Origin of the sequence: Promicromonospora iranensis (genome assembly GCF_028994805.1) — a bacterium.
GTDB classification, from domain to species: domain Bacteria; phylum Actinomycetota; class Actinomycetes; order Actinomycetales; family Cellulomonadaceae; genus Promicromonospora; species Promicromonospora iranensis.
On the sequence record NZ_JAJQQP010000006.1, the window covers coordinates 289508 to 314686 of the forward strand.

The 25179-nt window shown below is 72.3% G+C and carries 19 protein-coding genes; 15 read left to right on the plus strand and 4 right to left on the minus strand.

The window, feature by feature from the left end:
• Nucleotides 1-92 precede the first annotated feature (92 nt).
• From LUM46_RS12355 to LUM46_RS12365, 3 genes are read right to left on the minus strand one after another with little or no spacing between them, the layout of a single operon-like run.
• Complete coding sequence (locus LUM46_RS12355; RefSeq protein WP_274994253.1) at nucleotides 93-2387, minus strand: transglutaminaseTgpA domain-containing protein; 2295 nt, start codon at nucleotides 2385-2387, stop codon at nucleotides 93-95.
• Complete coding sequence (locus LUM46_RS12360; RefSeq protein ID WP_274994254.1) at nucleotides 2384-3697, minus strand: DUF58 domain-containing protein; 1314 nt, start codon at nucleotides 3695-3697, stop codon at nucleotides 2384-2386. The genes LUM46_RS12355 and LUM46_RS12360 overlap by 4 nt, the downstream gene beginning before the upstream one ends.
• Before the next feature lie 20 nt (nucleotides 3698-3717).
• Nucleotides 3718-4767 (minus strand): AAA family ATPase, encoded by a 1050-nt coding sequence (locus LUM46_RS12365; protein ID WP_274994255.1) that lies wholly within the window; start codon nucleotides 4765-4767, stop codon nucleotides 3718-3720.
• Between the two features lie 401 nt (nucleotides 4768-5168).
• On the opposite strand from LUM46_RS12365, the gene mraZ reads away from it, so the two are divergent.
• From mraZ to LUM46_RS12385, 4 genes are all read left to right on the plus strand, one after another.
• Nucleotides 5169-5639, plus strand: coding sequence for a division/cell wall cluster transcriptional repressor MraZ (mraZ, locus tag LUM46_RS12370; RefSeq protein ID WP_274994256.1), 471 nt, complete (start codon nucleotides 5169-5171; stop codon nucleotides 5637-5639).
• A gap of 210 nt (nucleotides 5640-5849) precedes the next feature.
• Nucleotides 5850-6893: a 16S rRNA (cytosine(1402)-N(4))-methyltransferase RsmH gene (rsmH, locus tag LUM46_RS12375; protein ID WP_274994257.1), complete on the plus strand. Its 1044-nt coding sequence runs from the start codon at nucleotides 5850-5852 to the stop codon at nucleotides 6891-6893.
• The gene (ftsL, locus tag LUM46_RS12380; RefSeq protein ID WP_274994258.1) at nucleotides 6890-7318 is read left to right on the plus strand and encodes a cell division protein FtsL; all 429 of its coding nucleotides are present in this window, start codon (nucleotides 6890-6892) and stop codon (nucleotides 7316-7318) included. Before rsmH ends, ftsL begins: the two co-directional genes overlap by 4 nt.
• Nucleotides 7315-9462 carry a peptidoglycan D,D-transpeptidase FtsI family protein gene (locus tag LUM46_RS12385; RefSeq protein ID WP_274994260.1) on the plus strand — a complete coding sequence of 716 codons (2148 nt, stop codon included), beginning with the start codon at nucleotides 7315-7317 and terminating at the stop codon, nucleotides 9460-9462. The genes ftsL and LUM46_RS12385 overlap by 4 nt, the downstream gene beginning before the upstream one ends.
• A gap of 21 nt (nucleotides 9463-9483) precedes the next feature.
• Here LUM46_RS12385 and LUM46_RS12390 read toward each other — a convergent pair whose 3' ends face one another.
• Entirely contained in the window at nucleotides 9484-10131 is a 648-nt protein-coding gene (locus tag LUM46_RS12390; RefSeq protein ID WP_274994261.1) for a TetR/AcrR family transcriptional regulator, read from the minus strand.
• 91 nt (nucleotides 10132-10222) lie between these two features.
• Between LUM46_RS12390 and LUM46_RS12395 the strand changes: the two genes are divergently transcribed.
• From LUM46_RS12395 to murD, 11 genes are all read left to right on the plus strand, one after another.
• Nucleotides 10223-12856 carry a beta-d-glucosidase gene (locus LUM46_RS12395; RefSeq protein ID WP_274994262.1) on the plus strand — a complete coding sequence of 878 codons (2634 nt, stop codon included), beginning with the start codon at nucleotides 10223-10225 and terminating at the stop codon, nucleotides 12854-12856.
• Nucleotides 12857-12906: 50 nt separating this feature from the next.
• Nucleotides 12907-14580, plus strand: coding sequence for an ABC transporter substrate-binding protein (locus LUM46_RS12400; RefSeq protein WP_274994263.1), 1674 nt, complete (start codon nucleotides 12907-12909; stop codon nucleotides 14578-14580).
• Nucleotides 14580-15668, plus strand: a complete 1089-nt coding sequence (locus LUM46_RS12405; protein WP_274994264.1) for an ABC transporter ATP-binding protein — start codon at nucleotides 14580-14582, stop codon at nucleotides 15666-15668. Before LUM46_RS12400 ends, LUM46_RS12405 begins: the two co-directional genes overlap by 1 nt.
• Entirely contained in the window at nucleotides 15665-16648 is a 984-nt protein-coding gene (locus LUM46_RS12410; RefSeq protein WP_274994267.1) for an ABC transporter permease, read from the plus strand. Before LUM46_RS12405 ends, LUM46_RS12410 begins: the two co-directional genes overlap by 4 nt.
• Nucleotides 16645-17562, plus strand: a complete 918-nt coding sequence (locus LUM46_RS12415; protein ID WP_274994269.1) for an ABC transporter permease — start codon at nucleotides 16645-16647, stop codon at nucleotides 17560-17562. The genes LUM46_RS12410 and LUM46_RS12415 overlap by 4 nt, the downstream gene beginning before the upstream one ends.
• Complete coding sequence (locus LUM46_RS12420) at nucleotides 17559-18638, plus strand: ABC transporter ATP-binding protein (protein WP_274994270.1); 1080 nt, start codon at nucleotides 17559-17561, stop codon at nucleotides 18636-18638. The genes LUM46_RS12415 and LUM46_RS12420 overlap by 4 nt, the downstream gene beginning before the upstream one ends.
• A 219-nt stretch (nucleotides 18639-18857) precedes the next feature.
• Nucleotides 18858-19226, plus strand: a complete 369-nt coding sequence (locus tag LUM46_RS12425; protein ID WP_274994273.1) for a hypothetical protein — start codon at nucleotides 18858-18860, stop codon at nucleotides 19224-19226.
• Nucleotides 19227-19423: 197 nt separating this feature from the next.
• Nucleotides 19424-21025, plus strand: a complete 1602-nt coding sequence (locus tag LUM46_RS12430) for a UDP-N-acetylmuramoyl-L-alanyl-D-glutamate--2,6-diaminopimelate ligase (RefSeq protein WP_274994275.1) — start codon at nucleotides 19424-19426, stop codon at nucleotides 21023-21025.
• Nucleotides 21026-21102: 77 nt separating this feature from the next.
• Nucleotides 21103-22563: a UDP-N-acetylmuramoyl-tripeptide--D-alanyl-D-alanine ligase gene (locus LUM46_RS12435; RefSeq protein ID WP_274994277.1), complete on the plus strand. Its 1461-nt coding sequence runs from the start codon at nucleotides 21103-21105 to the stop codon at nucleotides 22561-22563.
• Nucleotides 22560-23642 carry a phospho-N-acetylmuramoyl-pentapeptide-transferase gene (gene mraY / locus LUM46_RS12440; RefSeq protein WP_274994279.1) on the plus strand — a complete coding sequence of 361 codons (1083 nt, stop codon included), beginning with the start codon at nucleotides 22560-22562 and terminating at the stop codon, nucleotides 23640-23642. The genes LUM46_RS12435 and mraY overlap by 4 nt, the downstream gene beginning before the upstream one ends.
• Entirely contained in the window at nucleotides 23639-25129 is a 1491-nt protein-coding gene (murD, locus tag LUM46_RS12445; RefSeq protein ID WP_274994280.1) for a UDP-N-acetylmuramoyl-L-alanine--D-glutamate ligase, read from the plus strand. The genes mraY and murD overlap by 4 nt, the downstream gene beginning before the upstream one ends.
• The last annotated feature ends 50 nt before the right edge of the window (nucleotides 25130-25179 follow it).

Below are 25179 nucleotides of genomic sequence, written 5' to 3' on the forward strand. Positions count from 1 at the left end.
ACGCGGCCACATGAACAGGAGCTGGGCCCCGTCCGGGGCCCAGCTCCTGTTCGTTCGCACCCGTCTCGCGGGACCCGCCCGCAACGAGCCGGTCAGGGCTTGCCGCGCGCCAGGACCTCGGTCAGCTCCGTCGTCACAGCCGTGGTGAGCTCCTCGAGCTCCTCGGCCGTGGGCGGCGTCGAGTGCCGGGCGTAGCGCTCCTCCTCCGCGGCGTCGGCCAGCGCCGTGAGCCGCTCTGCGACGTCGTCGGGCAGGGGTGCGCCCGTGCGGGTGTGCACCTCGTCCGCGATGAAGGCCGGTGCCCTCCGCAGCGTGACCGACGGGCCGAGACGGACGTCCTGCTCCGCGAGCAGCGCCAGGACGCGGGACCACGCCCGTTCGGGGTCGAGCACCTCCACCTCGGTGCGACGGCGCAGCAGCAGCCAGGCGGCGCCGACGAGCACGCCGAGCGCGACGATCACCGCGACCGCCCAGGCCCAGCCGGGCAGCGTCTGGTCGGACACGTCACGGCCGGTCGTCGCGTCGGACGTGGCCGCAGGGTCCGACTGCCCGGCGTCCCGCGTCGGCTGCTGCGTCGGTACCTCGTTGGCGCGCGTGGGTGTGGGGGCGGCGCTGGGTGCGTTGCCGACACCCGGGTTCGCGTACGCGGGGAGCGGGCCGGTCTGGATCTGAGGTGTCGGCTCGAACCGGACCCACCCGACCGTCGGGAAGTAGATCTCGGGCCAGGCGTGCGAGTCCTGGCCGGTGACCCGGTACCCGCCCTGGCCGTCCGGCCGTCCGGGCAGCCACCCGATGCCGATGCGTGCGGGGATGTCGAGGCTGCGCGCCATCACCATCATCGAGAGGGCGTACTGCGTGCAGTACCCCTCCTTGTTCTGCAGGAAGTCCCAGACGGTGTCGGACGAGCCCCGGTAGTCGGCGTCCGGGTTGTACACGAAGCCCTCGCCGGACCGCAGGTGGTTCTGCAGCGCGACGGCCGCGTCGAACCGGGTGGAGGCGTCGCCTGCGACCTGCTGGGCGTAGGCGGCGATCTCGTCCCGATGCTCGGTGTCGGGCACCTCCGTGTAGCCGGCGGACCGGGGGTCTCCGGACGTCGGTGCAGAGCGCAGCCGGTCCGGCGTGAGCTGCCGGTCGATGATCTCCACGGTGTACGGGGCTCCGGGCTCCGCACCGTCGGAACCGCGCACCTCGTCACGGAGCGCGTCGTAGGCCCAGTCGCCGCGTACGTCGACGGTGCGGGGCTCGAGCGGCAACGGCAGCTCCGTGCCGGTGAGCTGGCCGATCCGGACGTTCATCTGGCGGCGATCGCCCACCGCGCTCTCGCCCTCGGGCGCCAGGACGGTGGTCGGGTCGAACTCGGCCAGGCCTCCGTCGGGCACTGACCGGCGCGTCTGGACGCCGTCGAACGCCGTGAGGGTCATGACGCGCAGCGGACCCGCCGGGTCGTCGTCGGCCATCGTGTACGTGAGCACGGTGCTGGTGGAGCGAGCGCTCAGGGGCTGGCGCATGTCGAGCTCGGACGACAGCTCGACGGTGTCGGACGGTGTGGAGATGAGCTGGTTCCACGTCCCGGCCAGCGCGGGAAGCGCGGCCGTGCCGGTGGCGACGCCCAGCGACGTGGCCGCCACCGCCACCGCCGTGGCCGCGGTGATCCAGGAGCGGGACCGTTGTGCGCGGCGCACCGCCACGGAGTCGGACTCGTTGTGCCGGCCGGGCGTCACGCCCACCGGGTCGACGGTGAGCAGGAGGAGCACCGCCGTCACGCTGATGACGAAGACCGGCCACGGCACCTCACCGATCAGCGTGAGGGGAGGCGTCCACAGGAGCAGCAGGGGCACCCCGGCGAAGCCGGGCATCCGGGCGCCGGCGAGCGAGTCCACCACGAGCAGCACCAGCAGCGTGCCGCCCACGGCCACCATGCTGATGGCTTCGCCGGGACCGACCGGAGCGACCTCCGTGCTCATGGTCTCGGTCGCCTGGCGGAACCGTTCGAGGACCTGGCCCATGGAGTCCGGGCCGACGAACGGCTCGAACCGTTGGCCGGGACCGCCGTACCGCGCCAGCACGTACCAGAAGGCGACCGCCACGCCGGCCGCCGTCGCGACGAACGAGGCGCTGCCCGACGCGCGGTCGGCGGCCCGGTCGGCGCTCGGACCCTGACCCGCGGCCCGCCGGACGGCAGCGCGGTCCACGGCGGCCCGGAGCAGGAGATACCGCACCACACAGCTGGTGGTCGACACGAGGACGACGCCGGTGGTGCCCGCGGTGAGCCACGGGCCCGGGTCGATGACCAGGGTGAGCGCATGCATCGACGCGATGACGGCAATGGCGACCAGGACACCGGAGGCGACCGTGCGGACCAGCGGTCCGCGGTGTGCGGGGATCACAGGGCACGCTCCGCGAGCAGGGCCCAGGCGCGTTCCGGGTCGGTCCGGGCCTCGGACGTGCTGACGTGCCAGCCGGACGTGCGCAGCTCGGCGGCGGTCTCGTCCATCTCGTGCTGGAAGCCAGCTCCTCGGGGGGTGACCAGGAGGGCCCAGCACGTGCCTTCGGCGCCCAGGGCCGCGAGGTTGTGGCGGGCGTCGGGGTCGTGCGGGCCCAGCACCGCTATGACGATCTCGCCGGGTTTCCGGTCGAGCCGGAGCGCACGCGCGGTGGTGCTCGTCGCGTGGTTTCCCTCGGCGGCTCCGCGATGGCCGCGGATGTCCACGCAGGCGTCGAGCAGGGTCGCTCGGCTCGCTCGGGTCGTCGCGAACCGCTCACCCTCGAGCCGGGGGGTCACGGCGGTCGTCAGGAGGCGCGTCGGGTGGCCGGCGTCCAGGAACGACGTGGCGATCGAGGCCGAGAGCTCCACGGCCCACTCGCCGTCGTCCACCGCCGCCGGGCGGCGGGGGTTCCCGGACTCCTGCCAGTGGGGCAGCAGCGAGCGGTCGAGCAGGACCGTCACCGGGCGCACCCCTGCGCTCTCGTCGGCCCGGACCATGAGCTGGCCGCGGCGAGCGGCACTCGCCCAGTGGACGCGGCGCGGGTCGTCGCCCGCCACGTACTCGCGCAGCACCGAGTCGTCGGAGGACTGGAGGCGCGCGCCGGTGGCCGAGTGGTCGACGTCGCCCACCGAGCGGGTGCGTACGGCGAGCTCGACCGTGCGCGGCCACACGGGCACGTGCGTCGGGCTGCCGAGCGGCTGGGTCGCGCGAACCAGGCCGAACACGTCGGTGCGGGTGGTCAGCAGCGGGCCGAGCGACCAGCGACCGCGCCGTGTCGGGGTCAGCGAGTAGTGCACGCTGATCCGGTCGGCGCGGGCCGACACGCGGGCCCGGATGCCCTGGTGGCCCGCGAGCTCGTGCGCCGCCTGCTCGGAGAGCCGCAGCCGGGACAGCCGTTCGTACGCGGCGCCGCTGGCCTGCTGCGCGGCGACCAGCAGGCTCACGTCCGCCGTCCGGTCGCGGACGACCGGGTTCGGGGCCACCGCACGGGTCACGTGCAGGGCGCCGCGCCCGGACTCGAGCCGCTGGGTCCCGATGGCCACCCAGGCCACCGCCACGGCGAGCAGCGCGGCGGCACCGAGTCCGATGAGGTCGGGCAGGGTGAGCACCAGGCCGAGGGGGACCAGCGCGCCGCCCAGACAGGCCGCTCCGATACCACGGGGGGTCAGCCGGACCCGGCTGATCCGGACGAACGTGTCACGCCATCTCATGTGCTTGCTGTCCTGGCCGGTCAGAACGTGCGCCGGTCGGCGGGCTCGAGCGCCGGCACGGGTGTGCGCTGCACCAGCTCGTCCACGAGCGTCTCCGGGGTCACACCGCTGAGGCGGGCCTCGGTGGTGAGGATGAGGCGGTGCGCCAGGACGGGCCGGGCGAGCCGCTGGATGTCGTCGGGCAGCACGTGGTCGCGCCCCGTCATGGCGGCGATCGCCTTGGCGGCACGCAGCAGCTGGAGCGATGCACGGGGCGAGGCGCCGAGGCGCAGGCCCGGGTGCTCGCGGGTCGCCCCGACGAGGGCCACCACGTACCGCTTCACCGACGGCGACGCGTAGAGGGACCGGGCGAGCTGGGAGAACCGCAGCATCGAGCGTCCGTCGGTGACGGCCTGCAGGTGCGACAGCGGGGTGCTGGCCTCCTGCCGGTCGAGCATCAGGATCTCGGCTTCGGTGTCGGGGTACCCGACGGTGATGCGGGCCATGAAGCGGTCCCGCTGCGCCTCGGGCAGCGGGTAGGTGCCCTCCATCTCCACGGGGTTCTGCGTGGCGACCACGAGGAACGGGCGCGGCAGCTGGTGGGTGGTGCCGTCCACGGTGGTCTGGCCCTCCTCCATGCACTCCAGCAGCGCGGACTGCGTCTTCGGAGAGGCGCGGTTGATCTCGTCGCCGATCACGATGTTGCTGAACACCGGGCCTGGTCGGAACTCGAACTCGTGGCTGCCGGTGCGGAAGATGTTGACGCCGGTCAGGTCGCTCGGCAACAGGTCGGGCGTGAACTGGATGCGGCCCACGTGGCAGTCGATGCTGCGGGCGATCGCCTTGGCGAGGGTCGTCTTGCCGACGCCGGGCACGTCCTCGACCAGCAGGTGGCCCTCGGCCAGCAGGACGGCGAGCGTGATGTCGGCGAGCCCTGGCCGGCCGGTCACGACCGACTCGACCGCTCCGCGGACGCGAGCCATGGTTTCCACCAGCTCGTCGAGCGCACCCGGTCCGGGCGCCGCCTGTGGGGCGGCCCCGCCGCTGTAGTGAGTTTCCGCGAGGCCGGGCGCGGCGGGTTCCGTGTGCACAGGTGGAGACCTCCATCAGGGCCGAGGTAGCAGGCCGATCTTCTGGCGCGTGGACGCGCCGAGCGGGAGCCGGGCGGCTGGCGCTGCCCGGCTGGCCCAGCCTAGTAGAGATGTAAAGCACTCTGTTGTATGCATCACGCGGTCTTCACAGAACCCAGAAACTGATTTGCCCTGCCTGATCTGCCCTCTGACAGGCCGGGGGACCGTTGCGGCAGTGCGGCTCGGCGACGGTTACCCCGACATTCCACGCCACGCCAGACACCAATTCCCTCCACCCGCTCTTTACCTCTTTGACCTGCACATTGAGGGTCTGTGGGTAGTTCTCCCCATCGTTTTTCCGAGTGGGGTGGTGGAAAGTGGAGTAGCGTGGAGCGTGCGGGAGCGAGAGGAGGTGCTGGCCCATGACTGCGATGGCAGAAGGTTTCGCGGGTCTGGGTCTGCTCCTCGGTACGTACACCCCGAAGCTGGACGAGAAGGGCCGGTTGATCCTTCCCGCCAAGTTCCGGGGGCGTCTGTCCAGCGGTCTGGTCATGACCAAAGGGCAGGAGCGGTGCCTCTTCCTTCTCCCGATGGACGAGTTTCAGCAGATCTATACCCAGATCCGGCAGGCGCCGGTGACGAGCAAGGCTGCACGGGACTACACGCGAAACTTCCTCGCGGGAGCGAGCGACGAAGTACCGGACAAGCAGGGCCGGGTCTCCATCCCGACACACCTGCGCGAGTACGCCGGCCTGGACCGCGAAGTGGTCGTGATCGGGGTCGGCACCCGCGTGGAGGTGTGGGACGCGCAGGCCTGGTCGACATATCAGGAGCAGACCGAACCCGACTACATCGATCAGGCCGAGGAGATCTTTCCCGGGCTGAGCTTTTAGAGGGGCTTCCAGGGCAGGGCGAGGCGGTTGGCCGTACGGCCAGGCCTCCTCCCGCAGGATCCGGCGCACTTCCCCGCCGCCGGAACCGTGCGGAGGGAGACCTGACCGGACGGCCCTCTCCCGTAGGACCGGCCGGTTCAGCAGTTCAGCGGCATGGCAGGTGCAGCACCACAGCAGGGCACGACGCGCGACGCACGAGAGGAGACACCGATGAACGCGACCGACAACCGTCCAGGCACCCACAGCGACGCTGCCGACCGCCACCTCCCGGTGCTGCTCCAGCGGTGCGTCGACCTGCTCGCGCCGGCGCTCGCCGAGCCCGGCTCGGTGCTCGTGGACTGCACGCTCGGCATGGGGGGCCACACCGAGGCCGTCCTCGAGCAGGTCCCGACGGCCCGCGTGATCGGCATCGACCGTGACCCGCAGGCGCTCGCCCTGGCGGGCAAGCGACTGGCTCGGTTCGGCGACCGGTTCACCCCGGTGCACGCGGTGTACGACGAGATCGTCGAGGTGGTCGACGAGCACGCCGGCGGTGCCGTGCAGGGCGTGCTCATGGACCTCGGCGTCTCCTCGCTGCAGCTCGACGAGACCGAGCGGGGCTTCGCGTACGCGCAGGACGCACCGCTCGACATGCGCATGGACTCCACCCAGGAGCTGACGGCGGCGGACGTGCTCAACACGTACGACGAGCGCGATCTGGCGCGGATCCTGCGGGAGTACGGCGAGGAGCGGTTCGCCGGCCGGATCGCGAAGGGCATCGTCCGGCGTCGTGCGGAGCGACCGTGGGACCGCAGCGGCGAGCTCGTCGACCTGCTGCGGGCCAGCATCCCCGCGGCCACGCGCAAGACGGGCGGCCATCCGGCCAAGCGCACGTTCCAGGCACTTCGGATCGAGGTGAACGGCGAGCTCGAGGTGCTCGAGCGCGCCGTGCCCGCCGCGATCGAGGCGCTCGCCGTGGACGGCCGGATCGTCGTGGAGTCGTACCAGTCCCTGGAGGACCGGATCGTCAAGCGTGCCATCGCGCAGGGCACGACGTCGTCCGCGCCGTCGGGGCTGCCCGTGGAGCCGGAGACGCACCGGCCCTACCTCGAGGCGCTCACCCGGGGTGCGGAGGAGGCGGATGCCGAGGAGCTGGAGCGCAACCCGCGCTCCGCGTCGGTCCGGCTCCGCGCCGCCCGGCGTCTGCGCCCCACGCCTGACCACCTGCGAAACCGCACCACCAAGCACCACACCGCGAAGGAGGACCGCCGATGAGTGCCACGACCGCTGCGACGGCCCGCGCTGCCCGTCCCGCCGAGCTGCCCCGTACCCGCCGCGCCCCGCTGACCGCCATCTCGGGGGGTGCCGGCCAGCGCAGCCGCCGCCTCGATGCCGTTCGCGCGCCGCTGCACGCGAAGAGCCGCGTGCCCTTCCTCATGCTGTGCGCCACCCTGATGATCGTCTCGCTCGTGGCGGTACTGGTCCTGAACACGACGCTCGCCCGCGGTTCCTACGAGATGTCGCAGCTGCAGGGTGAGGTCGCGCAGACAGCCCAGGACGTGCAGGGCCTCCAGGAGGACCTGAGCGCGGCCGAGACGGATCTGCCGGAGAAGGCCCGCAGCCTCGGCATGGTTCCGGCGGAGAACCCGACGATGGTCAGTCTCCGTACCGGCAAGGTGGTGAAGGGGGCAGGTCAGTGACCCGGCCGACGTCGGGTTCGGACCGGCGGCGCACCCCGAGCGGGCGCGCCGCCGGACCTCGTTCCGCTCAGCCGCGCGCTGCCCAGCCGCGTTCCGCCCAGCCCGCCCGGAGCGACGGCAAGCCCCGGCAGGGCGCCGCTCCGCAGCGCAAGCAGGGCGCCGCCGCCCAGCCGAGGAAGCCCCAGGCCGGCAAGGCCCAGCCCAAGGCTCAGCCCAAGGCTCAGCCCGGCCGGTCCACGAAAGCCCGGTCCAAGAGCAAGTCCCAGCCGAAGAAGACCCAGCCGCGTGCGACCAGCACGCGGCTGGGCCTGCAAGCGCCCGAGGGGGGCAGGACGGGCCCTGCCCCGGCCCGTCCTGCGCAGGCTCCCGCCCGCTCCCGGGTGGCCCGCCCGCTGCCGCCGCGGCCCGGTCGGCCGGAGATCCGGCAGCGCTGGCTCGTCGGTATCGCGGCGGTGGTGGTGCTGGTCTTCCTGGTGCGGCTCTTCCACGTGCAGCTCATCGAGGGTCCGAGCCTCGCCGCGCAGGCCGAGGCGGTCCGCACGGCCACCGCCGTGACCCCTGCGCACCGTGGTGACATCACGGACGCCAACGGCGTCGTGCTCGCGACGTCGGTGGACCGGTACACGGTGATCGGTGACCCCGTGGCGATCAAGGACTTCCGCGGCTCGTCGCGCGGCGTGGAGGACGGCGCGCTCGGCATCGCCCAGCAGCTCTCGCCGATCCTCGACATCCCGAAGAACGAGCTCGCGGCCATGCTCGTCGGCGAGTCCCGCTACAAGGTGCTCGCCAAGAACGTGGTGCCCGAGGTCCAGCGAGCCATCGCCGAGCTGGACATCCGTGCGTACGTCCGGACCGACCTCACCTCGCGGCGCACCTACCCGTCGGGCACGGTGGCGGGCTCGCTCGTCGGCTTCGTGGACGACGAGCAGACCGGCCAGGGCGGTATCGAGCGGGCGTACGACGACCTGCTGGCCGGCACCGCGGGCTCGGACACGTACGAGCGCAGCCTCGACGGCCTGCGGATCCCGGCGGCCGGGCAGGAGTCCGTCCCGGCGGTGCCGGGCAACGACGTCCAGCTCACCCTGGTGCACGACATCCAGTGGAAGGCGCAGGACGCCATCGACGAGGCGAAGCGGAGCAGCGGCGCCGAGTACGGCATAGCGATCGTCCAGGACGTGCGCACCGGTGAGATCGTGGCGCTCGCCGACTCGGGCGCGGTGGACCCGAACGACCGGTCGACGTCGGCGGTCGCGGGCGGGTCGCGCGCGGTGAAGGACGTCTTCGACCCGGGCTCGACGGGCAAGGTGATCACCATGGCGGCGGCGCTGGAGGGCGGCTACTGGAACCCGAACAGCCGGTTCACCGTCCCCGACAGGTACACGGCGCCGAACGGTCAGAGCTTCCGCGACTCGCACGACCACCCGGTGCAGCGGCTCACGCTGACGGGGGTGCTGGCGCAGTCGTCGAACACCGGGACCGTCCAGGCGGGGGAGAAGATCCCCCTGGAGGAGCGGCAGGAGTACCTGGAGAAGTTCGGCTTCGGCCAGCCGACCGGCCTGGGCCTGCCGGGCGAGTCGTCGGGCCTCATGCCGCCGGACGACGTCGCCGACTGGGACGGCCGCACGCAGTACGCCGTGCTGTTCGGGCAGGGCCTGTCCGTCAATGCCATGCAGGCCACGAGCGTGTTCTCGACGGTGGCGAACGGTGGCGTGCGGATGAAGCCGACCCTGTTCGAAGGTTCCAAGGACCCCGACGGCACGGTGACGCCGGCCGAGCGCGAGCCCGGGCAGCGAGTCGTCTCGGAGAAGACCGCCGACACCGTCGTCGAGATGATGGAGGCGGTGACCGAGGACGGTGGCACCGGGACGAACGCCAACGTCCCGGGCTACCGGGTGGCCGGCAAGACCGGCACCGCCCAGATGCCGACCGGGAGCGGCTGGACCTACATGGCGTCGTTCATCGGCGTCGCGCCGGCCGACGACCCCCGGTACACCGTCGCCGTCTTCCTCAAGAGCCCGAAGAGCTCCATCTTCGGCGGCGACGTCGCGGCCCCCGTGTTCAGCGACATCATGGGGTTCACCCTGCAGAAGATGGACGTGCCGCCCAGCGACCGGGACACGCGGCGCCTCAAGACCGAGTGGTGAACCGGGCGGTGGCCCCGGCGGTCAGGCGCTCGTGATCTCCACGGTGCCGCCCAGCGTCGCCGTCAGGATCGACTCGATGGCGAACCTGGTGGCCTCCGCGAGGTCCACGGCGTCCGGGTCGAGCAGCCACTGCAGCTGAAGGCCGTCCATGACGGCGATGACAGCGTTGGCCGCGCGCTCGGCCTCGCCGTCGGGCAGCCGCACGTCGCGCTCGGTGGCCAGCTCGAGCACCGCCTGCGAGATCTCGCCGCGCAGCACGGAGAACCGGTGCCCCACCCAGCTGGACGCCGGGTGCCCGTCGGTCACCGACTCGCCGGTGAGCACCGCGTACGCCTGCACGATGCCGCGTCGGTCGGCGTTCAGGCGTGCGGTGGTGACCAGGTGCCGGAACAGGTCCATGCCGCCGGGGATGTGCTTGCCCTCGAGGTGCTGCACGTCCACGCGGTCGCGGTACTCGAGCACCTCCCACAGCAGCTTGTCCTTGCTGCCGAAGTGGTGCAGCACCCCGGCGTGGGTGATGCCGACCTGTGCGGCGACGTCCACGAGCGAGCCCTGGTGGTAGCCCTTCGAGCCGAACACCCGCGTGGCCGCGGCGAGGATCTCCTCCCGCCGGTGCGCGCGGGTGGGTCGCTTGACCTTCGGGGCAGCCTGCTCGATCGCTTCGGACATGTCCCTACGATAGAGGGTGAGCGGGCTTACTAACCAGTAAGTAAGTGTGGTTGAATGCGTGGCAGCCGTCCGACGCTGAACGGAGCACACGTTGTCATCGCAGGCCATCACGCCACAGGCCATCACGCCGCGGGCCATCGCCGCGGAAGCCATCACCACGCAGGCCACCGCCCCGGAGCCCGAGCTGCTCCGCCTCCTCGACGAACTGTCCGCCGAGGAGAAGGTGTCGCTCGTCGTGGGCGCCTCCATGTGGGCGACCACGGCACTGCCACGCCTCGGGCTGGAGCCGGTCGTGATGTCCGACGGCCCGGTCGGTGTGCGCGGCCCGGACGGCGGGACGTCCGCGATGTTCCCGGCCCCGTCCGCCCTGGCGGCCACCTGGGACCTGGACCTCGCCCGCCGGTCCGGTGCCCTGTTCGCCGCCGAGGCCAAGCGGCACGGCGTCGACGTCGTGCTCGCCCCGCAGGTGAACCTGCAGCGCACCCCGGTGGGCGGAAGGCACTTCGAGTGCTACTCCGAGGACCCGCACCTGACCGCCGAGATCGCGGTGGCGCTCGTGGGCGCCGCGCAGGAGCGGGGCGTCGGGATGTGCGTCAAGCACTACGTCGCGAACGACTCGGAGACCGAGCGCACGCGCTACCTCGCGCGCCTCGACGAGCGCACGCTCCGTGAGGCCTACCTGGCCCCGTTCGAGCGGCTCGTGCGCGACGTCGTCCCGTGGTCCGTGATGGGCGCCTACAACGGCGCCGAGACCGGCGGCGTGGCCGCCCGTCTCCTGGAGCACCGCCCCCTGGTGGTCGACCTCCTCAAGGAGGAGTGGGGCTACGACGGCCTGTTCGTCAGCGACTGGGTGGCCACCCAGTCCGTGGCACCGGCCGTCCGCGGCGGTCTCGACCTGCAGATGCCCGGGCCCGACGGCGCGTGGGGGGACGGTCTGCTCGACGCCGTCCGCTCCGGCGAGGTCGCGGAGTCCGAGCTGGACGACAAGGTGCTGCGCCTGCTGCGCCTCGCCCATCGCACGGGCCGGCTCACGCTGCCCGACGACGGCGCGGGCGACGGCACGGGAGTCGCCGCCGCGGGCGTCCACGCCGCCATCGACCTCGCCGCCGCGACCATCGCCGAGCCCCCGGCCGAACAGCTCCTGCGCGAGCTGGCCGCGCGCTCCGTCGTCGTGCTCAAGGACGACGCGGGACTGGTGCCGTTCACGCTCGACCGGGCCCGGCCGCTGCGCGTCGCCCTGCTCGGCCCCGCCGCCGTGGAGCCGTTCTTCCAGGGCGGCGGCTCGTCGTTCGTCCACCCCGACCGCCTCACCTATCCCGCCGACGAGCTGCGGGCCGCCCTGCCGCAGGGGTCCGAGGTGACGCTGCTGGCCGGTGCCCGCGCCCTGCGCAACCCCCCGGAGCTCGACGTCGACCGGTGCACCGACCCGGCGACCGGTGAGACCGGGCTGCGCGTGACGCTGCTCGCGGCCGACGGCAGCACGCTCGAGGAGTACACGGCCCACGAGTGGACCGGCTGGCTGCACGACGTCCGGCCCGACGCCGACGCCGTCCGCCTGCGGGCGCACGTCCGCCTCGACGAGCCGGGCGACCACGAGCTGGGTGTCGGCACCGTCGGCGTGCACCGGGTGCACGTCGACGGCGCCCGGGTCGCCGCGGGCGGCCTCCGCGTGGACGAGGACATCGTGCTCTCCTCGGGGCACAACCACCCGATCGCCGAGGTCGCCACGGCGGCCGGCACCGCCGTCCTCGACGCGACGCTCCAGGTGGTGCACGCGGTGGGCTACGGACACTTCGTGCGCGCCGCCCTGGTGCACCGGCTGCCCGGCCCCTCCGTCCAGGACGAGCTGGCCGGCGCGGTCGCCGCGGCTGCGGCCGCCGACGTGGTCGTCGTCCTGGTCGGCACCACCGCCGAGGTCGAGTCCGAGGGCTACGACCGCCCCGACCTCGACCTGCCGGGCAACCAGGACGAGCTCGTGCGCCGCGTCGCCGCGGCCAACCCGCGCACCGTCGTCGTCGTCAACGCCGGCGCGCCGGTGCTGCTGCCCTGGCTCTCCGACGTGCCGACGGTGCTGTGGGGCTGGCTGCCGGGCCAGGAGGCGGGCACCGCGCTCGCCGACGTGCTGACCGGCGTCACCGAGCCGTCCGGACGCCTGCCCTGGACCCTCCCCGCATGCTTCGAGGACGTCCCGGTGCCGCACGCTCGGCCCGTGGACGGGGTCGTCGACTATGCCGAGGGCACCGACATCGGCTACCGCGCCTGGGAGCGCCGGCGGGAGGGCGGGCCCGAGGGCGCCGTGCCCGCCGCGCCGTTCGGGCACGGCCTCGGCTGGACCACCTGGGAGTACGAGGACGCCGTCCTCGCCTGGGGCGAGGCCCACGACGCGCCGGCGAGCCTGACCGTGTACGTGACGGTCCGGAACACCGGCCGTCGTGCGGGCCGCGAGGTCGTCCAGGTGTACGTCGAGGCGCCCGCCGGCGGCCCGAGCCGCCCCGTGCGGTGGCTCGGCGGCTTCGCGGTGGCCGACGTCCCCGCCATGGGGAGCGCCACCGTCCGCGTACCCGTCCCGGCCAGGGCTCTGCAGGTCTGGGACCCGCAGGCCAAGGGCTGGGCCACGCCGCCGGGCACCTACCGGCTGCGTACCGGCAGGTCCGTCGCGGACCTGCGACTGACCAACGAGCTGACAGTCCGGCCCGGGGAAGAGCCCGGCGCCGGAGCCAGGTGAACACAGACCATCCGTCCCGCACACGCGGGAGGAGTGCAAGGAGGCACACCGTGAGGATTCACAAGCACGTCGCCGCGGCGGCAGCCGCGGCAGCCATCGCGCTGCTGGCCACGGCCTGCGGCGGAGGAGGCGGCGGAGGCACCACCGAGACCGAGGGCGGCGGCGAGACCCTGACCGTCGGCATGCCGAACGGCGTCCAGACGGAGAACCACAGCCCGTTCGCCACCGGTTCGTCCGCGCTCTCGCTCGGCTACGCGTTCGTCATCTACGAGCCCCTGATGATGCGCAACCAGGCGCGCCCCTCGGAGGAGCCGTCCCCCTGGCTCGCCGAGAGCGTCGAGTGGAACGAGGACTTCACCGAGGCCGTTATCACGCCCCGCGAGGGCGTCACCTGGTCGGACGGCGAGGAGTTCACGGCCGACGACGTCGCGTTCTCGATCCAGCTGCGCAAGGACTTCGAGGCGCTCAACACCGGAGCCCTGCCCTACGACACGATCGAGACGGACGGCGGCACCGTCACCGTCACGTTCACCGCCGGGCAGTTCGTCAACCAGGCCAAGCTCTACGACCTGGTCATGGTGCCCGAGCACGTCTGGGCCGACATCGAGGACCCGACGACGGACACCAACCCCGACCCGGTCGGCACCGGCCCGTACACCCTGAAGTCGTGGACGCCGCAGGCCGCCACCGTCGTGGCCCGCGACGACTACTGGGGCGGCGAGCCCGCGGTCCCCGAGATCCGCTACTCCTCGTACAACGACAACAACGCCCTGACCACGGCGCTCACCACCGGTGAGGCGCAGTGGGGCTGGACGTTCATCGCGGACTTCGAGAACGTCTACATCGCCCAGGACCCCGAGCACTACCACCAGTACGCCGCCGGCGGCCTCGGCATCGACGTCCTCTACCTGAACAACGAGACCAAGCCGTTCGACGACAAGGCGTTCCGGCAGGCGCTCAACATGGTGATCGACCGCCAGGAGCTCGTCGACGTCGCGACGTCCGGCGTGAACCCCGCGCTGACCAGCGTCACCGGCCTGCCCCTGCCCGCCGGCGAGGAGTTCCTCGCGGAGGAGTACGCCGGCGAGGAGTTCGAGGTCGACGTCGAGGGCGCCCGCGCCCTGCTCGAGGACGCCGGCTACACCTGGGAGGGCGAGAAGCTTGTCGACCCGGACGGCGAGGAGGTGACGTTCGAGCTGGTGAACCCGGCCGGCTGGAACGACTACCTGACCGCCCTGGACCTCATCAAGAACTCGGCCGCCGAGCTCGGCGCCACGGCAGAGGTCAACCCCGTCAACCAGGACGGCTGGTTCGCCGACATCATCCCCGGCGGCGACTTCCAGGCGACCCTCCACTGGACCGACGGCGGCGCCACCCCCTGGGACATGTACTCCGACATCATGGACGGTGCGCACTACAAGAAGCTGGGTGAGCCGGCCACCTGGAACTTCGGCCGGTTCCAGAACGAGGACGCCACGCGGGCGCTCGCCGACTACGCCGCGGCCGCCGACGACGCCACGCGCACCGAGTCGCTCGCCACCATCCAGGAGGTCTTCGTCGAGGAGGTGCCGGGCATCGCCATCTGGACCCGCCCGGCCACCGCGCAGTACTCGACGCAGAACTACGTGGGCTGGCCGTCCGAGGAGGACCCCTACAACCAGCCGCAGCCCACCGGCGTGCAGGCCGCCCAGATCCTGATGAACCTCGAGCCTGCGGACGGCTGATGAGTCAGAGCACACCGGTGCTGGCCGCGCACGGCCTCACCAAGCACTTCCGGGCGGGTGGACGCCGCATCGCCGGCCGTCCGCCCGCCCGGGCGATCCACGCGGTGGACGGCGTCGACCTCGAGCTCCACCGCGGCCAGGTACTGGCCGTGGTGGGGGAGTCGGGCTCCGGCAAGTCCACCGTCGCCCGCCTGCTGGCCGGCCTGATCCCGATCACGGACGGCCGCGTCCTGCTGGACGGCGCCGAGGTCCGCGTGCGCGGCCGGCGGGCGTTCCGCGCGTACGTGCGACGCGTGCAGATGATCTTCCAGGACCCGTTCGCCTCCATCAACCCCGTGCACCCGGTGCGCCACACGCTCACCCGGGCGCTGCGCCTGCACCGCCGCCAGTCGACCGGCGGCACGCTGCGGGGTGCCGAGCTGGAGGAGGCCCTGACCGAGCTGCTGGAACGGGTGCACCTCACGCCCGCCGAGCGGTACGTCGACAAGTACCCGCACGAGCTGTCCGGGGGACAGCGGCAGCGCATCGCCATCGCGCGGGCGCTCGCCGCCGACCCCGAGGTGCTGCTCGCCGACGAGCCCGTCTCGATGCTCGACGTCTCGATCCGGCTCGGCATCCTCAACCTCCTGGCCGACCTGCGTGACCGGCTCGGCATCGCCGTCCTGTACATCACGCACGACATCGCCTCCGCGCGCTACTTCGCCGACCGCACCACCGTGCTGTACGCGGGCCAGGTCATGGAGACCGGGGACAGCGAGTCGGTTACCCAGGAGCCGCTGCACCCGTACACCCGGCTGCTCGTGGCGTCCGCGCCCGACCCGGACGACCTGGCGGGCGCCGGTGCGGCGGCCGTGCGGGACCAGGGGACCGGCGGCGAGCCGCCGAGCCTCGTGGATCCGCCGCCCGGCTGCCGGTTCGCGCCGCGCTGCCCGTACGCGAGGGACCTGTGCCGGCGCGAGACGCCGGAGCTGATCGAGGTCACGCCCGGACGGTCGGCGGCCTGCTGGGGGTACAGCGACCGGGAGGACCGGCCCGAGGTGGGGCGCGTCTCGACAGGCTCGACCCGTGGTGGGGAGGCGGGCGCATGAGGTTCCTGCTGCGCAGGGTCGTGTTCTACGCGCTGACCGCGTGGGCCGCGATCACCATCAACTTCTTCATCCCGCGCATGCTGCCCGGCGACCCGGTCACGGCGCTCCTCGGCCGCATGCAGGGCCGCATCGACTCCCGTGCCGAGAACTCGCTGCGCGTGCTGTTCGGGCTGGACCAGGACACCAGCCTGTGGCAGCAGTACGTCGACTACTGGGGCCTGCTCCTGCGGGGCGACCTGGGGCTGTCCTTCACGCACTTCCCGACGCCGGTCGCGGACATCGTGAGCCAGTCGCTGCCGTGGACGGTGGGGCTGGTCGGGGTGGCGACGGTGATCGCGTTCGTGATCGGCTCGCTCATCGGCACGTTCCTCGGCTGGCGCCGCGGCACATGGGCCGACGGGCTGCTGCCCGCCGCGACGTTCTTCCAGGCCGTGCCGTACTTTTGGCTGGGCCTGATCACCATCGCGGTGTTCTCGGTGAACCTGGGCTGGTTCCCCTCGAGCGGTAGCTACGACCGCGGCATGGTGCCCGCGTTCACCGGGGAGTTCATCGGTTCGGTCGTCTACTACGGGTTCCTGCCGGCGCTGACCGTGGTGCTGTCGTCGGTGGCCGGCTGGGTGCTGGGCATGCGCAACATGATGGTGACGGTCTCCTCGGAGGACTACGTCACCGTGGCGCATGCCAAGGGCCTGCCGGAACGCCAGGTCATGTTCGGCTACGCCGCGCGCAACGCGGTGCTGCCGCAGGTCTCCAGCTTCGCGCTGTCCCTCGGCTTCGTGGTGGGCGGCACGCTGATCATGGAGATGGTCTTCTCCTACCAGGGCATCGGCTACACGCTCTTCCAGGCGGTCTCCACCCACGACTACCCGCTGATGCAGGGCTGCTTCCTGGTCATCACGCTGTCCGTCCTCGTGGCGAACATGGTGGCCGACCTCGCCTACGCCCTGCTCGACCCCCGCACCCGGACGGAGGACCGATGAACAACCAGCTGATGTTCCTGCGCAACGGCAAGGTGACCGCGGGTCTGGTCATCCTCGGCTTCTTCACGCTGCTCGCACTGCTGGGCCCGTGGGTCGCGCCGTACGACCCGAACCAGGTGAGCGACGCGCTGCTCAGCCCGCCGTCGGCCGCGCACTGGCTCGGGACCGACCACACCGGCCGCGACATCCTGTCGCAGCTCGTGGTCGGCACCCGCGGTGTGCTCGTCGTCGGCCTGGTCGCCGGGGTGAGCGCCACGGTGGTGGGCGTGCTCGTGGGGGTGACCGCCGGGTTCGTCGGCGGCGTCGGCGACGAGTCGCTGTCCGCGCTGTCGAACATGTTCCTCGTGATCCCGCAGCTGCCGCTGATCATCCTGATCGCCGCGCAGCTGCCGTCGGCGGGCGGGCTCACGGTGGCGCTGGTCATCGGGGCCACCGGCTGGGCATGGGGCGCGCGCGTGCTGCGGGCCCAGACGCTGTCGCTGCGCAAGCGCGACTTCGTGGAGGCGGCCCGGGCCAACGGGGAGCGCACGTGGCGCCTCGTCCTCGTCGAGGTGATGCCCAACCTGACGGCGGTGATCGCCTCCGGCTTCGTCGGCACCGTGACGTTCGCGGTGCTGTCCCAGGTCACGCTGTCGTTCATCGGCATCACGCCGGTCAGCGAGTGGAACTGGGGCACCATCCTGTTCTGGGCGCAGAACAACCTCGCGCTGCAGCGTGGCGCGTGGTGGTGGTTCGTGCCGGCCGGTGCCTGCATCGCCCTGCTGGGCATGGCCCTGACGCTGGTCAACTTCGGTATCGACGAGATCGTCAACCCCCGCCTGCGGTCCACCGGCCTGCACGCGCGCTCGCTGCGTCGCCGGGGCATCCGGCCTCGTGTGGGGTTCACTCCGGTGGTGCGGGAGGCACGGTCATGAGCCAGACGGACACGAGCACGCAGGCCGGCACGCCGACGGCGGCGGTGCCTGCGGAACCGGTGCTGGAGATCCGGGACCTGAGCGTGGACTACGGGTTCGGCGACGATCCCACGCACGTGCTGCGGGAGGTCTCGCTCACTCTCCACCGTGGTGAGGTGCTGGGGCTGGCGGGGGAGTCGGGCTGCGGCAAGTCGACCCTCGCCTATGCGGCCACCCGGCTGCTGTCGCCGCCCGGCCTCATCACGGGCGGCGAGGTATGGCTCACGGGCCGCGACGGCAAGCGCGCGGACCTGCTCTCCCTGTCCGACGCCGAGCTGCGGGCCGCCCGCTGGCGGGACATCGCCATCGTGTTCCAGGGCGCGATGAGCTCGCTCAACCCGGTGTTCCGGGTCGAGCGCCAGCTCGTCGACGGCATCCTGGCGCACCGGCCCGGTATGCGGCGGGCCGAGGCCACGGAGCGGGCGGCGGAGCTGCTCCGGCTGGTCGGCATCTCGGCGGACCGGCTGCGGTCCTACCCCCACCAGCTCTCCGGCGGCATGCGGCAGCGCGTCATGATCGCGATGGCGCTCGCCCTGGAGCCGCAGGTGCTCATCATGGACGAGCCCACCACGGCGCTCGACGTCGTGATGCAGCGCCAGATTCTGGAGCAGGTGATGGAGCTGCGCGAGCGGCTGGGCTTCTCCGTGGTGCTCATCACGCACGACGTGTCCCTGCTGGTCGAGGTCGCCGACCGGATCGCCGTCATGTACGCGGGCGAGATCGTGGAGACGGCGGTCGCGCGGGACGTCTACACGAAGCCACGGCACCCGTACTCGGCCGGTCTGCTCGGTTCGTTCCCACCGCTGCACGGGCCGCGGCGGGAGCTGACCGGTATCCCGGGCTCGCCGCCGGACCTGTCGAAGCGGCCGCCGGGGTGTCCGTTCGCGCCGCGGTGCGCACACGCCATGGACGTGTGCCGTACGGAGCTGCCGGTGCTGGGGCGGACGGCGCAGGCCGAGGAGGGGCGGCTGGTGGCGTGCCACCTGCACACCTCCGGGCTCGTGGACGGTGTGCTGCCGGGCCTGCTGGCGCGGTAGCGAGCCGCTGCCGCCTGGACCGACCGGCGGAAGGTGTAGGTCCGCGGGGTGCGTTGCTGTGAGTAGACGTCGTCGACTCACGGCAACACACCCCGCGTGCGTAAACAGGACGGAACGTGATGCGCATGGAACAGGCGTTACCTGGCCGACGGGTCCGCTGGTCGGGAGGGATCCTGGTGGCATGGGATCGCAGGGCCGGCCTGAACGGCGGATGATCTGGTGACCGAGTTTCGAACTGAATGGTTCGACTTCAGGATGTCCACTGAGGTTGCCGCTCTGGTGATAGACATCCTGGAGGAGCTGATCGGCAGGAACGGTCTGGCTCTGCCCGAGGCTGTGGCCCGGATCAATGCGCAGTGGGGCGGCTCCGACATGATCGGTCCGACGGATCTCGTGCTGCATGAAACCGGCTTCTACTGGTCGACCGTCATCTTGTACGAGGAGCCGATCCCGGACTGGTGGGAGCAGGCCGACCGCTCGTCGTGGACGCGTCGTGTTGCTCCCTCGGTCGATTCGGACTGCTGGACGGTGGAGGGTGCCGCCGATCCCGCGAGTTCAGAAGGGCCGGGCACATCGGTGTGCTGGTAGCTGGCGCTCCGCCTATGGAGACCGTAGATCCGCCATGTGTGTTGCTGTGAGTGGACGATGTCTACCCGTGACAACCCACCCCGCGCGCGTAGTCGTTCCGGCCCGGACCCCGGTTGTGCCCGGACCACCCCACAACCACCACCCGAGACCCACAGACAGGACAGGCCCCTACCCTCGGACGCGGTAGGTTCTACTCCGTGACATCCCCGTTCGACCGGATCCGTCCGGCGGCCACCACCGCGCGCCAGGTCTCCGACCTCGCCGTCGCGTTCGGCCTCACCATCGCCCCAGGTCATCCCGCCGATGCCGCAGTCACCTGCGTGGCCTCGGACAACCGGGTCGCCAGGCCGGGAGACCTGTTCGTGGCCGTCCCCGGCGCCCGCGCACACGGTGCGCAGTTCGCCGCCGACGCCGTCGCGCGTGGTGCCACCGCCGTCCTCACGGACGCACGCGGTGCCGAGCTGATCGCCGCCGACACCACGGTGCCCGTCCTCGTCGCCGACGAGGACCCCCGCGCCATCCTCGGTCAGGTCGCCGCCTGGGTGCTGGGCAACCCCGCCGAGGAGCTGATGACGTTCGGCGTCACCGGCACCAACGGCAAGACCACCACCACCTACCAGCTGGACCACCTGCTGCGGGCGCTGGGGTGGAAGGGCGGCCTGATCGGCACCGTCGAGACCCGCTCCGGCGACCGGGTCATCCCGAGCGTCCTGACCACGCCCGAGGCCGCGGACCTGCAGGCCCTCCTCGCCGCGATGCGTGAGGACCACGTGCGCACGCTCGCGATGGAGGTCTCGTCCCACGCGCTCGCGCAGCACCGCGTCGACGGCGTCGTGTTCGGCGTGGCCGGGTTCACCAACCTGACCCAGGACCACCTCGACTTCCACGGCGACTTCGAGTCGTACTTCGCCACCAAGGCCGACCTGTTCACGCCCGCCCGCGCCCGCCGCGGCGTCATCACCCTCGACGACACCTGGGGCGAACGCATGGCCGAGGTCGCACAGGTCCCCGTCGCGACGCTCACCACGCTCCCCGGCAAGGACGCCGACTGGACGGTGACCGACGTCGCGCCGTCGGGCACCGGGTCCGCCTTCACCCTGACCCACCGTGACGGGCGCACCCTGCGCACCTCCACCTCGCTGCCCGGCGGCTACAACGTGGCCAACGCGGCGCTCGCGGTGACGATGGTGCTGGAGGGCGGCTCCGACATCCGGGACGTGACCGACGCGCTGGCGGCGGGCCACGGCCTGAGCGCCACCGTCCCGGGCCGCATGGAGGTGCTCGCCACCGCGCCACGCGTGGTCGTGGACTTCGCGCACAACACCGAGGCGCTCGAGCTCAGCCTCGCGGCCCTGCGCCCGACGACGACCGGCCGTCTCGCCGTGGTGTTCGGCGCCACGGGCGACCGCGACCCCGGCAAACGGCCGTTCATGGGCGCCGCCGCCGTCCGCGGCGCGGACGTGGTCTACGTGACCGACGACGACCCCCACGACGAGGACCCCGCGAAGGTGCGGGCCGAGGTCCTCGCCGGGACCGGGCCGAACGGCACGCCCGAGCGCATCGTCGATGCGGCGGACGGCGGCGGCTCGCGTACCGTGGAGGTCCGCGAGGTCGCCCCGCGCGCGGACGCCATCCGCGCAGCGATCCTCGCCGCCGGCCCGGACGACACCGTGCTGGTCGCGGGCCGCGGGCACGAGACCGTCCAGGAGATCGCCGGCGTGGACCATCCGCTCGACGACCGTGTCGAGGCGCGCGCAGCGCTGGCCGCCCGGACGGGGCAGCCTCAGCAGAACGTGTAAACCCGGCAGCACGACGTGCGACGCCGGCGGTACGTGTAACCCGAGCAGTACCCCATGCAGGAGAGGACACCACAGGCATGATCGAGCTGACTGCGGCACAGGTCGCCGCAGCCACCGGCGGGCGGCTGCACGCCGACCCGGACGTGACGGTCACGGGGGCGGTGATCACCGACTCGCGCGACGCCGGGCCCGGTGCCCTCTTCGTGGCCCTGCCGGGCGAGCGGGTGGACGGCCACGACTTCGCGGCCACCGCGGTGGCCGCGGGCGCCGCGCTGGTGCTGGCGTCCCGCGAGCTGGACGGCCTGCCGACCGTCGTGGTGGACGACCCGCAGACGGCCCTCGGCGAGCTCGCGCGGTACGTCCTGGCGACGGTGCGCAGCGGGGCCGACGGCGACGTCGTGCCCCAGGTGGTGGCCGTGACCGGCTCTGTCGGCAAGACGACCACGAAGGACCTGCTCGGCCAGCTGCTGACGCCCGAGGCCGGCAACGAGCACGCCATCATCGTCCCCAAAGGCTCGTTCAACAACGAGATCGGCCTGCCGCTCACGGTTCTCCGGGTCACCGCGGCGACGCGCTACCTGGTGCTCGAGATGGGCGCCGACCGCGTCGGCAACATCGCCTACCTCACGCGCATCGCGCCGCCCGACGTCGGTGTCGTGCTCGCGGTCGGCGTCGCGCACGTCGGCCACTTCGGCAGCATCGAGGCCATCGCCCAGACCAAGGGCGAGATGGTCGAGGGCGTGGTCGACGGAGGTTCGGTGGTGCTCAACGCCGACGACCTGCGCGTCGTCGCCATGGCGAACCGCGCCGCCCCCGGCACCACCGTGCAGACCTTCGGCACCATCCCGTCCGCCGACGTCCGCGCCGAGGACGTCACCGTGGACCCCATGGGCCGGGCGAGCTTCACGCTCCGCGTCGCCCGCACCGGCGAGGCCGACGAGCAGCGCGCCGACGTCGCGCTGCAGCTCGTGGGCGCGCACCACGTGAGCAACGCCCTCGCCGCCGCGACGGTGGCGCTGCGCCTCGGCGTGCCGGTGCCCGACGTCGCGAAGCGGCTCTCCGAGGCCACCGCCCTCAGCCCGCACCGCATGGCCGTCACCGAGCGGCCCGACGGTGTCACCGTGATCGACGACGCGTACAACGCGAACCCGGACTCGATGAAGGCGGCGCTGCGCACCCTCGCGGTGGTCTCTGGCCGGACCCGCCGCTCGGTGGCGGTGCTCGGCGAGATGCTCGAGCTCGGCGACGGCGCCCGCGCGGCGCACGACGAGATCGGCCGGCTCGTGGTCCGGCTGAACATCAAGCAGCTCGTCGTGGTCGGCGAGGGTGCCTACCACATCCACGAGGGCGCCATGCAGGAGGGGTCCTGGGGCTCGGAGTCGATCTTCGTGCCGGACATCGCCGCTGCCCGCTCGATGCTGGACGAGTCGCTGGAGCCCGGCGACGTCGTGCTCGTGAAGTCGTCCCTCGGTGCCGGGCTGACCGAGCTCGGGGACCACCTGTCGATGGCTCGGACCGTAGAGGACAACAACAAGTGATCGCGATCCTGGTCAGCGCCGCAGTGGCGCTGCTCGTCGCCCTGCTGGGCACCCCGGTCTTCATCCGGTTCCTGGTCCACAAGAACTACGGCCAGTTCGTCCGCGAGGACGGCCCCACGGGGCACTTCACCAAGCGTGGTACGCCCCAGATGGGCGGCGTCGTCATCATCGCCGCGACCGTGATCGGGGTCGCGGCCTCGATGCTGGTGTCCGGCCGGCTGCCGAGCGTGTCGGCGCTGCTGGCGCTCTACCTCATGGCGGGCCTGGGCCTGATCGGGTTCCTCGACGACTTCACCAAGATCCGCAAGCAGCGCTCCCTCGGCCTGACCCCGCGCGCCAAGCTGATCGGGCAGGGCGTGGTCGGCGTCTCCTTCGCGGTGCTCGCGCTGCAGTTCCCCAACGAGAACTCGCGCACCCCGGCGTCGACCAAGATCTCGTTCCTGCGCGACACGGAGTTCGACCTGGCGTTCGCCGGCGCCACCGTCGGTCTCATCCTCTTCGTGATCTGGGCCAACCTGCTGGTGTCCGCCTGGTCCAACGCGGTGAACGTGACCGACGGTCTGGACGGCCTGGCCACGGGCGTCTCGATCATCACGTTCGGCGCCTACGTGCTGGTCGGCATCTGGCAGCTCAACCAGTCGTGCCAGTTCCTGGCCACCGCGGGACCACGCTGCTACGAGGTGCGTGACCCGCAGGACCTCGCCATCGTGGCCGCCGCCGTCACGGGCGCCTGCGTCGGGTTCCTGTGGTGGAACGCCAACCCCGCCAAGATCTTCATGGGTGACACCGGATCGCTCGCCCTGGGCGGTGCGCTGGCCGGCCTGTCGATCCTGTCGCGGACCGAGCTCCTCGCGGTCATCATCGGCGGCCTGTTCGTGCTCATCGTCTCCTCTGTCGTGATCCAGGTCGGATACTTCAAGATGACGGGCAAGCGCGTGTTCAAGATGGCCCCGCTGCAGCACCACTTCGAGCTGTCGGGGTGGGGCGAGGTCACGATCGTCATCCGGTTCTGGCTCATCGCCGGCCTGCTCGCGGGCCTGGGCATGGGCATCTTCTACGCCGAGTGGGTCGCCTCGTGACCGAGGCGTCCGGTGCTCGCACGTCCGGTGCCGACACGTACGGCGCCGTCGAGCCGCGCGTCCCGCTGGGCGAGGCGCGGGTGGTCCTGGCCGGCCTCGGTGTCACCGGGCGCTCCCTCCAGCGCGTCCTGACGCCGCGTGTCGCGTCCCTGGTCACCGTCGACGACAAGGCGGACGACGCCGACCACAGCGGCCTGGGCTCCGACGGCGCGGCGGCCGTGCTGGCCGAGGCGGACCTGCTGGTCGCCTCACCGGGGTTCGCGCCGCACCACCCGGTCGTCGCCGCCGCGCTGGCCGCCGGCGTGCCCGTGTGGAGCGAGGTCGAGCTGGCGTGGCGCCTGCGGGTCGACCGGCTGGGCTCCGAAGGGCCCGCGGAGTGGCTCGGCATCACCGGGTCCAACGGCAAGACGACCACCGTCGAGATGCTGGTGGCGATCCTGCGCGCCGCGGGCCTGCGCACCGCCGCCGTCGGCAACGTGGGCCGGTCCCTCGTGGAGGCGGCCCTCGACCCCACGCTCGACGTCGTCGCCGTGGAGCTCTCGAGCTTCCAGCTCCACTTCACGCACACGATGTCCCTGGAGGCCGGTGCGGTCCTCAACGTCTCGCCCGACCACCTCGACTGGCACGGCTCCATCGACGCCTACACGCGCGACAAGGGCCGTATCTACGAACGCGTCCGGACGGCCTGCGTCTACAACGTCGCGGACCGGACGACCGAGGACCTGGTGCGCGAGGCAGACGTCGTCGAGGGCGCGCGCGCCGTCGGCTTCGTGGCGGGCACGCCCGGTCCGGGCGACCTCGGCCTGGTCGACGACGTCCTGGTGGACCGCGCCTTCCACACCGCGAGCGACGACCCCGACCGCCGCAAGAGCGCCGCGGAGCTCGGCACCCTGGCCGACCTGAAGCAGCTGGGCGACCAGGGCGGCGTCGTGCCGACGCACATCGTGGCCGACGCCCTGGCCGCCGCCGCCCTGGCGCGTGCGCACGGTGTGCCGGCGTCCGCCGTCCGCGACGGTCTGCGGTCCTTCGGGCCGAGCGAGCACCGTATCCAGCGGGTCGCCGAGGCGGACGGCGTCACGTACGTGAACGACTCCAAGGCGACGAACACGCACTCCGCGGCCGCCTCGCTGGCCGGCTTCGCCCACGGCACGGTCGTGTGGATCGCCGGCGGGCTGTCCAAGGGCGCCACGTTCGACGAGCTCGTCTCGTCCCGCGCCGACCGCATGCGCGCCGCCGTGGTGATCGGCGCCGACCCCCGCCCGCTGGCCGACACGCTGGCCCGACACGCGCCGAAGATCCCGGTGGTGGTGATCGATCCCGGTGACACTGGGACCGTGATGCGCCGGGCGGTAGCCGCAGCGCGGGACCTGGCCCAGCCGGGGGACACCGTGCTGCTGGCCCCGGCGGGTGCGTCGCAGGACCAGTTCGCCTCGTACGCCCAGCGCGGCGAGGAGTTCGCACGCGTGGTGCGTGAGCTCACCTCCTGAGCTGCGGGCTCGGGAGCTGACGGCGCTGCTCGCGCACGGGGCAGGAGGGA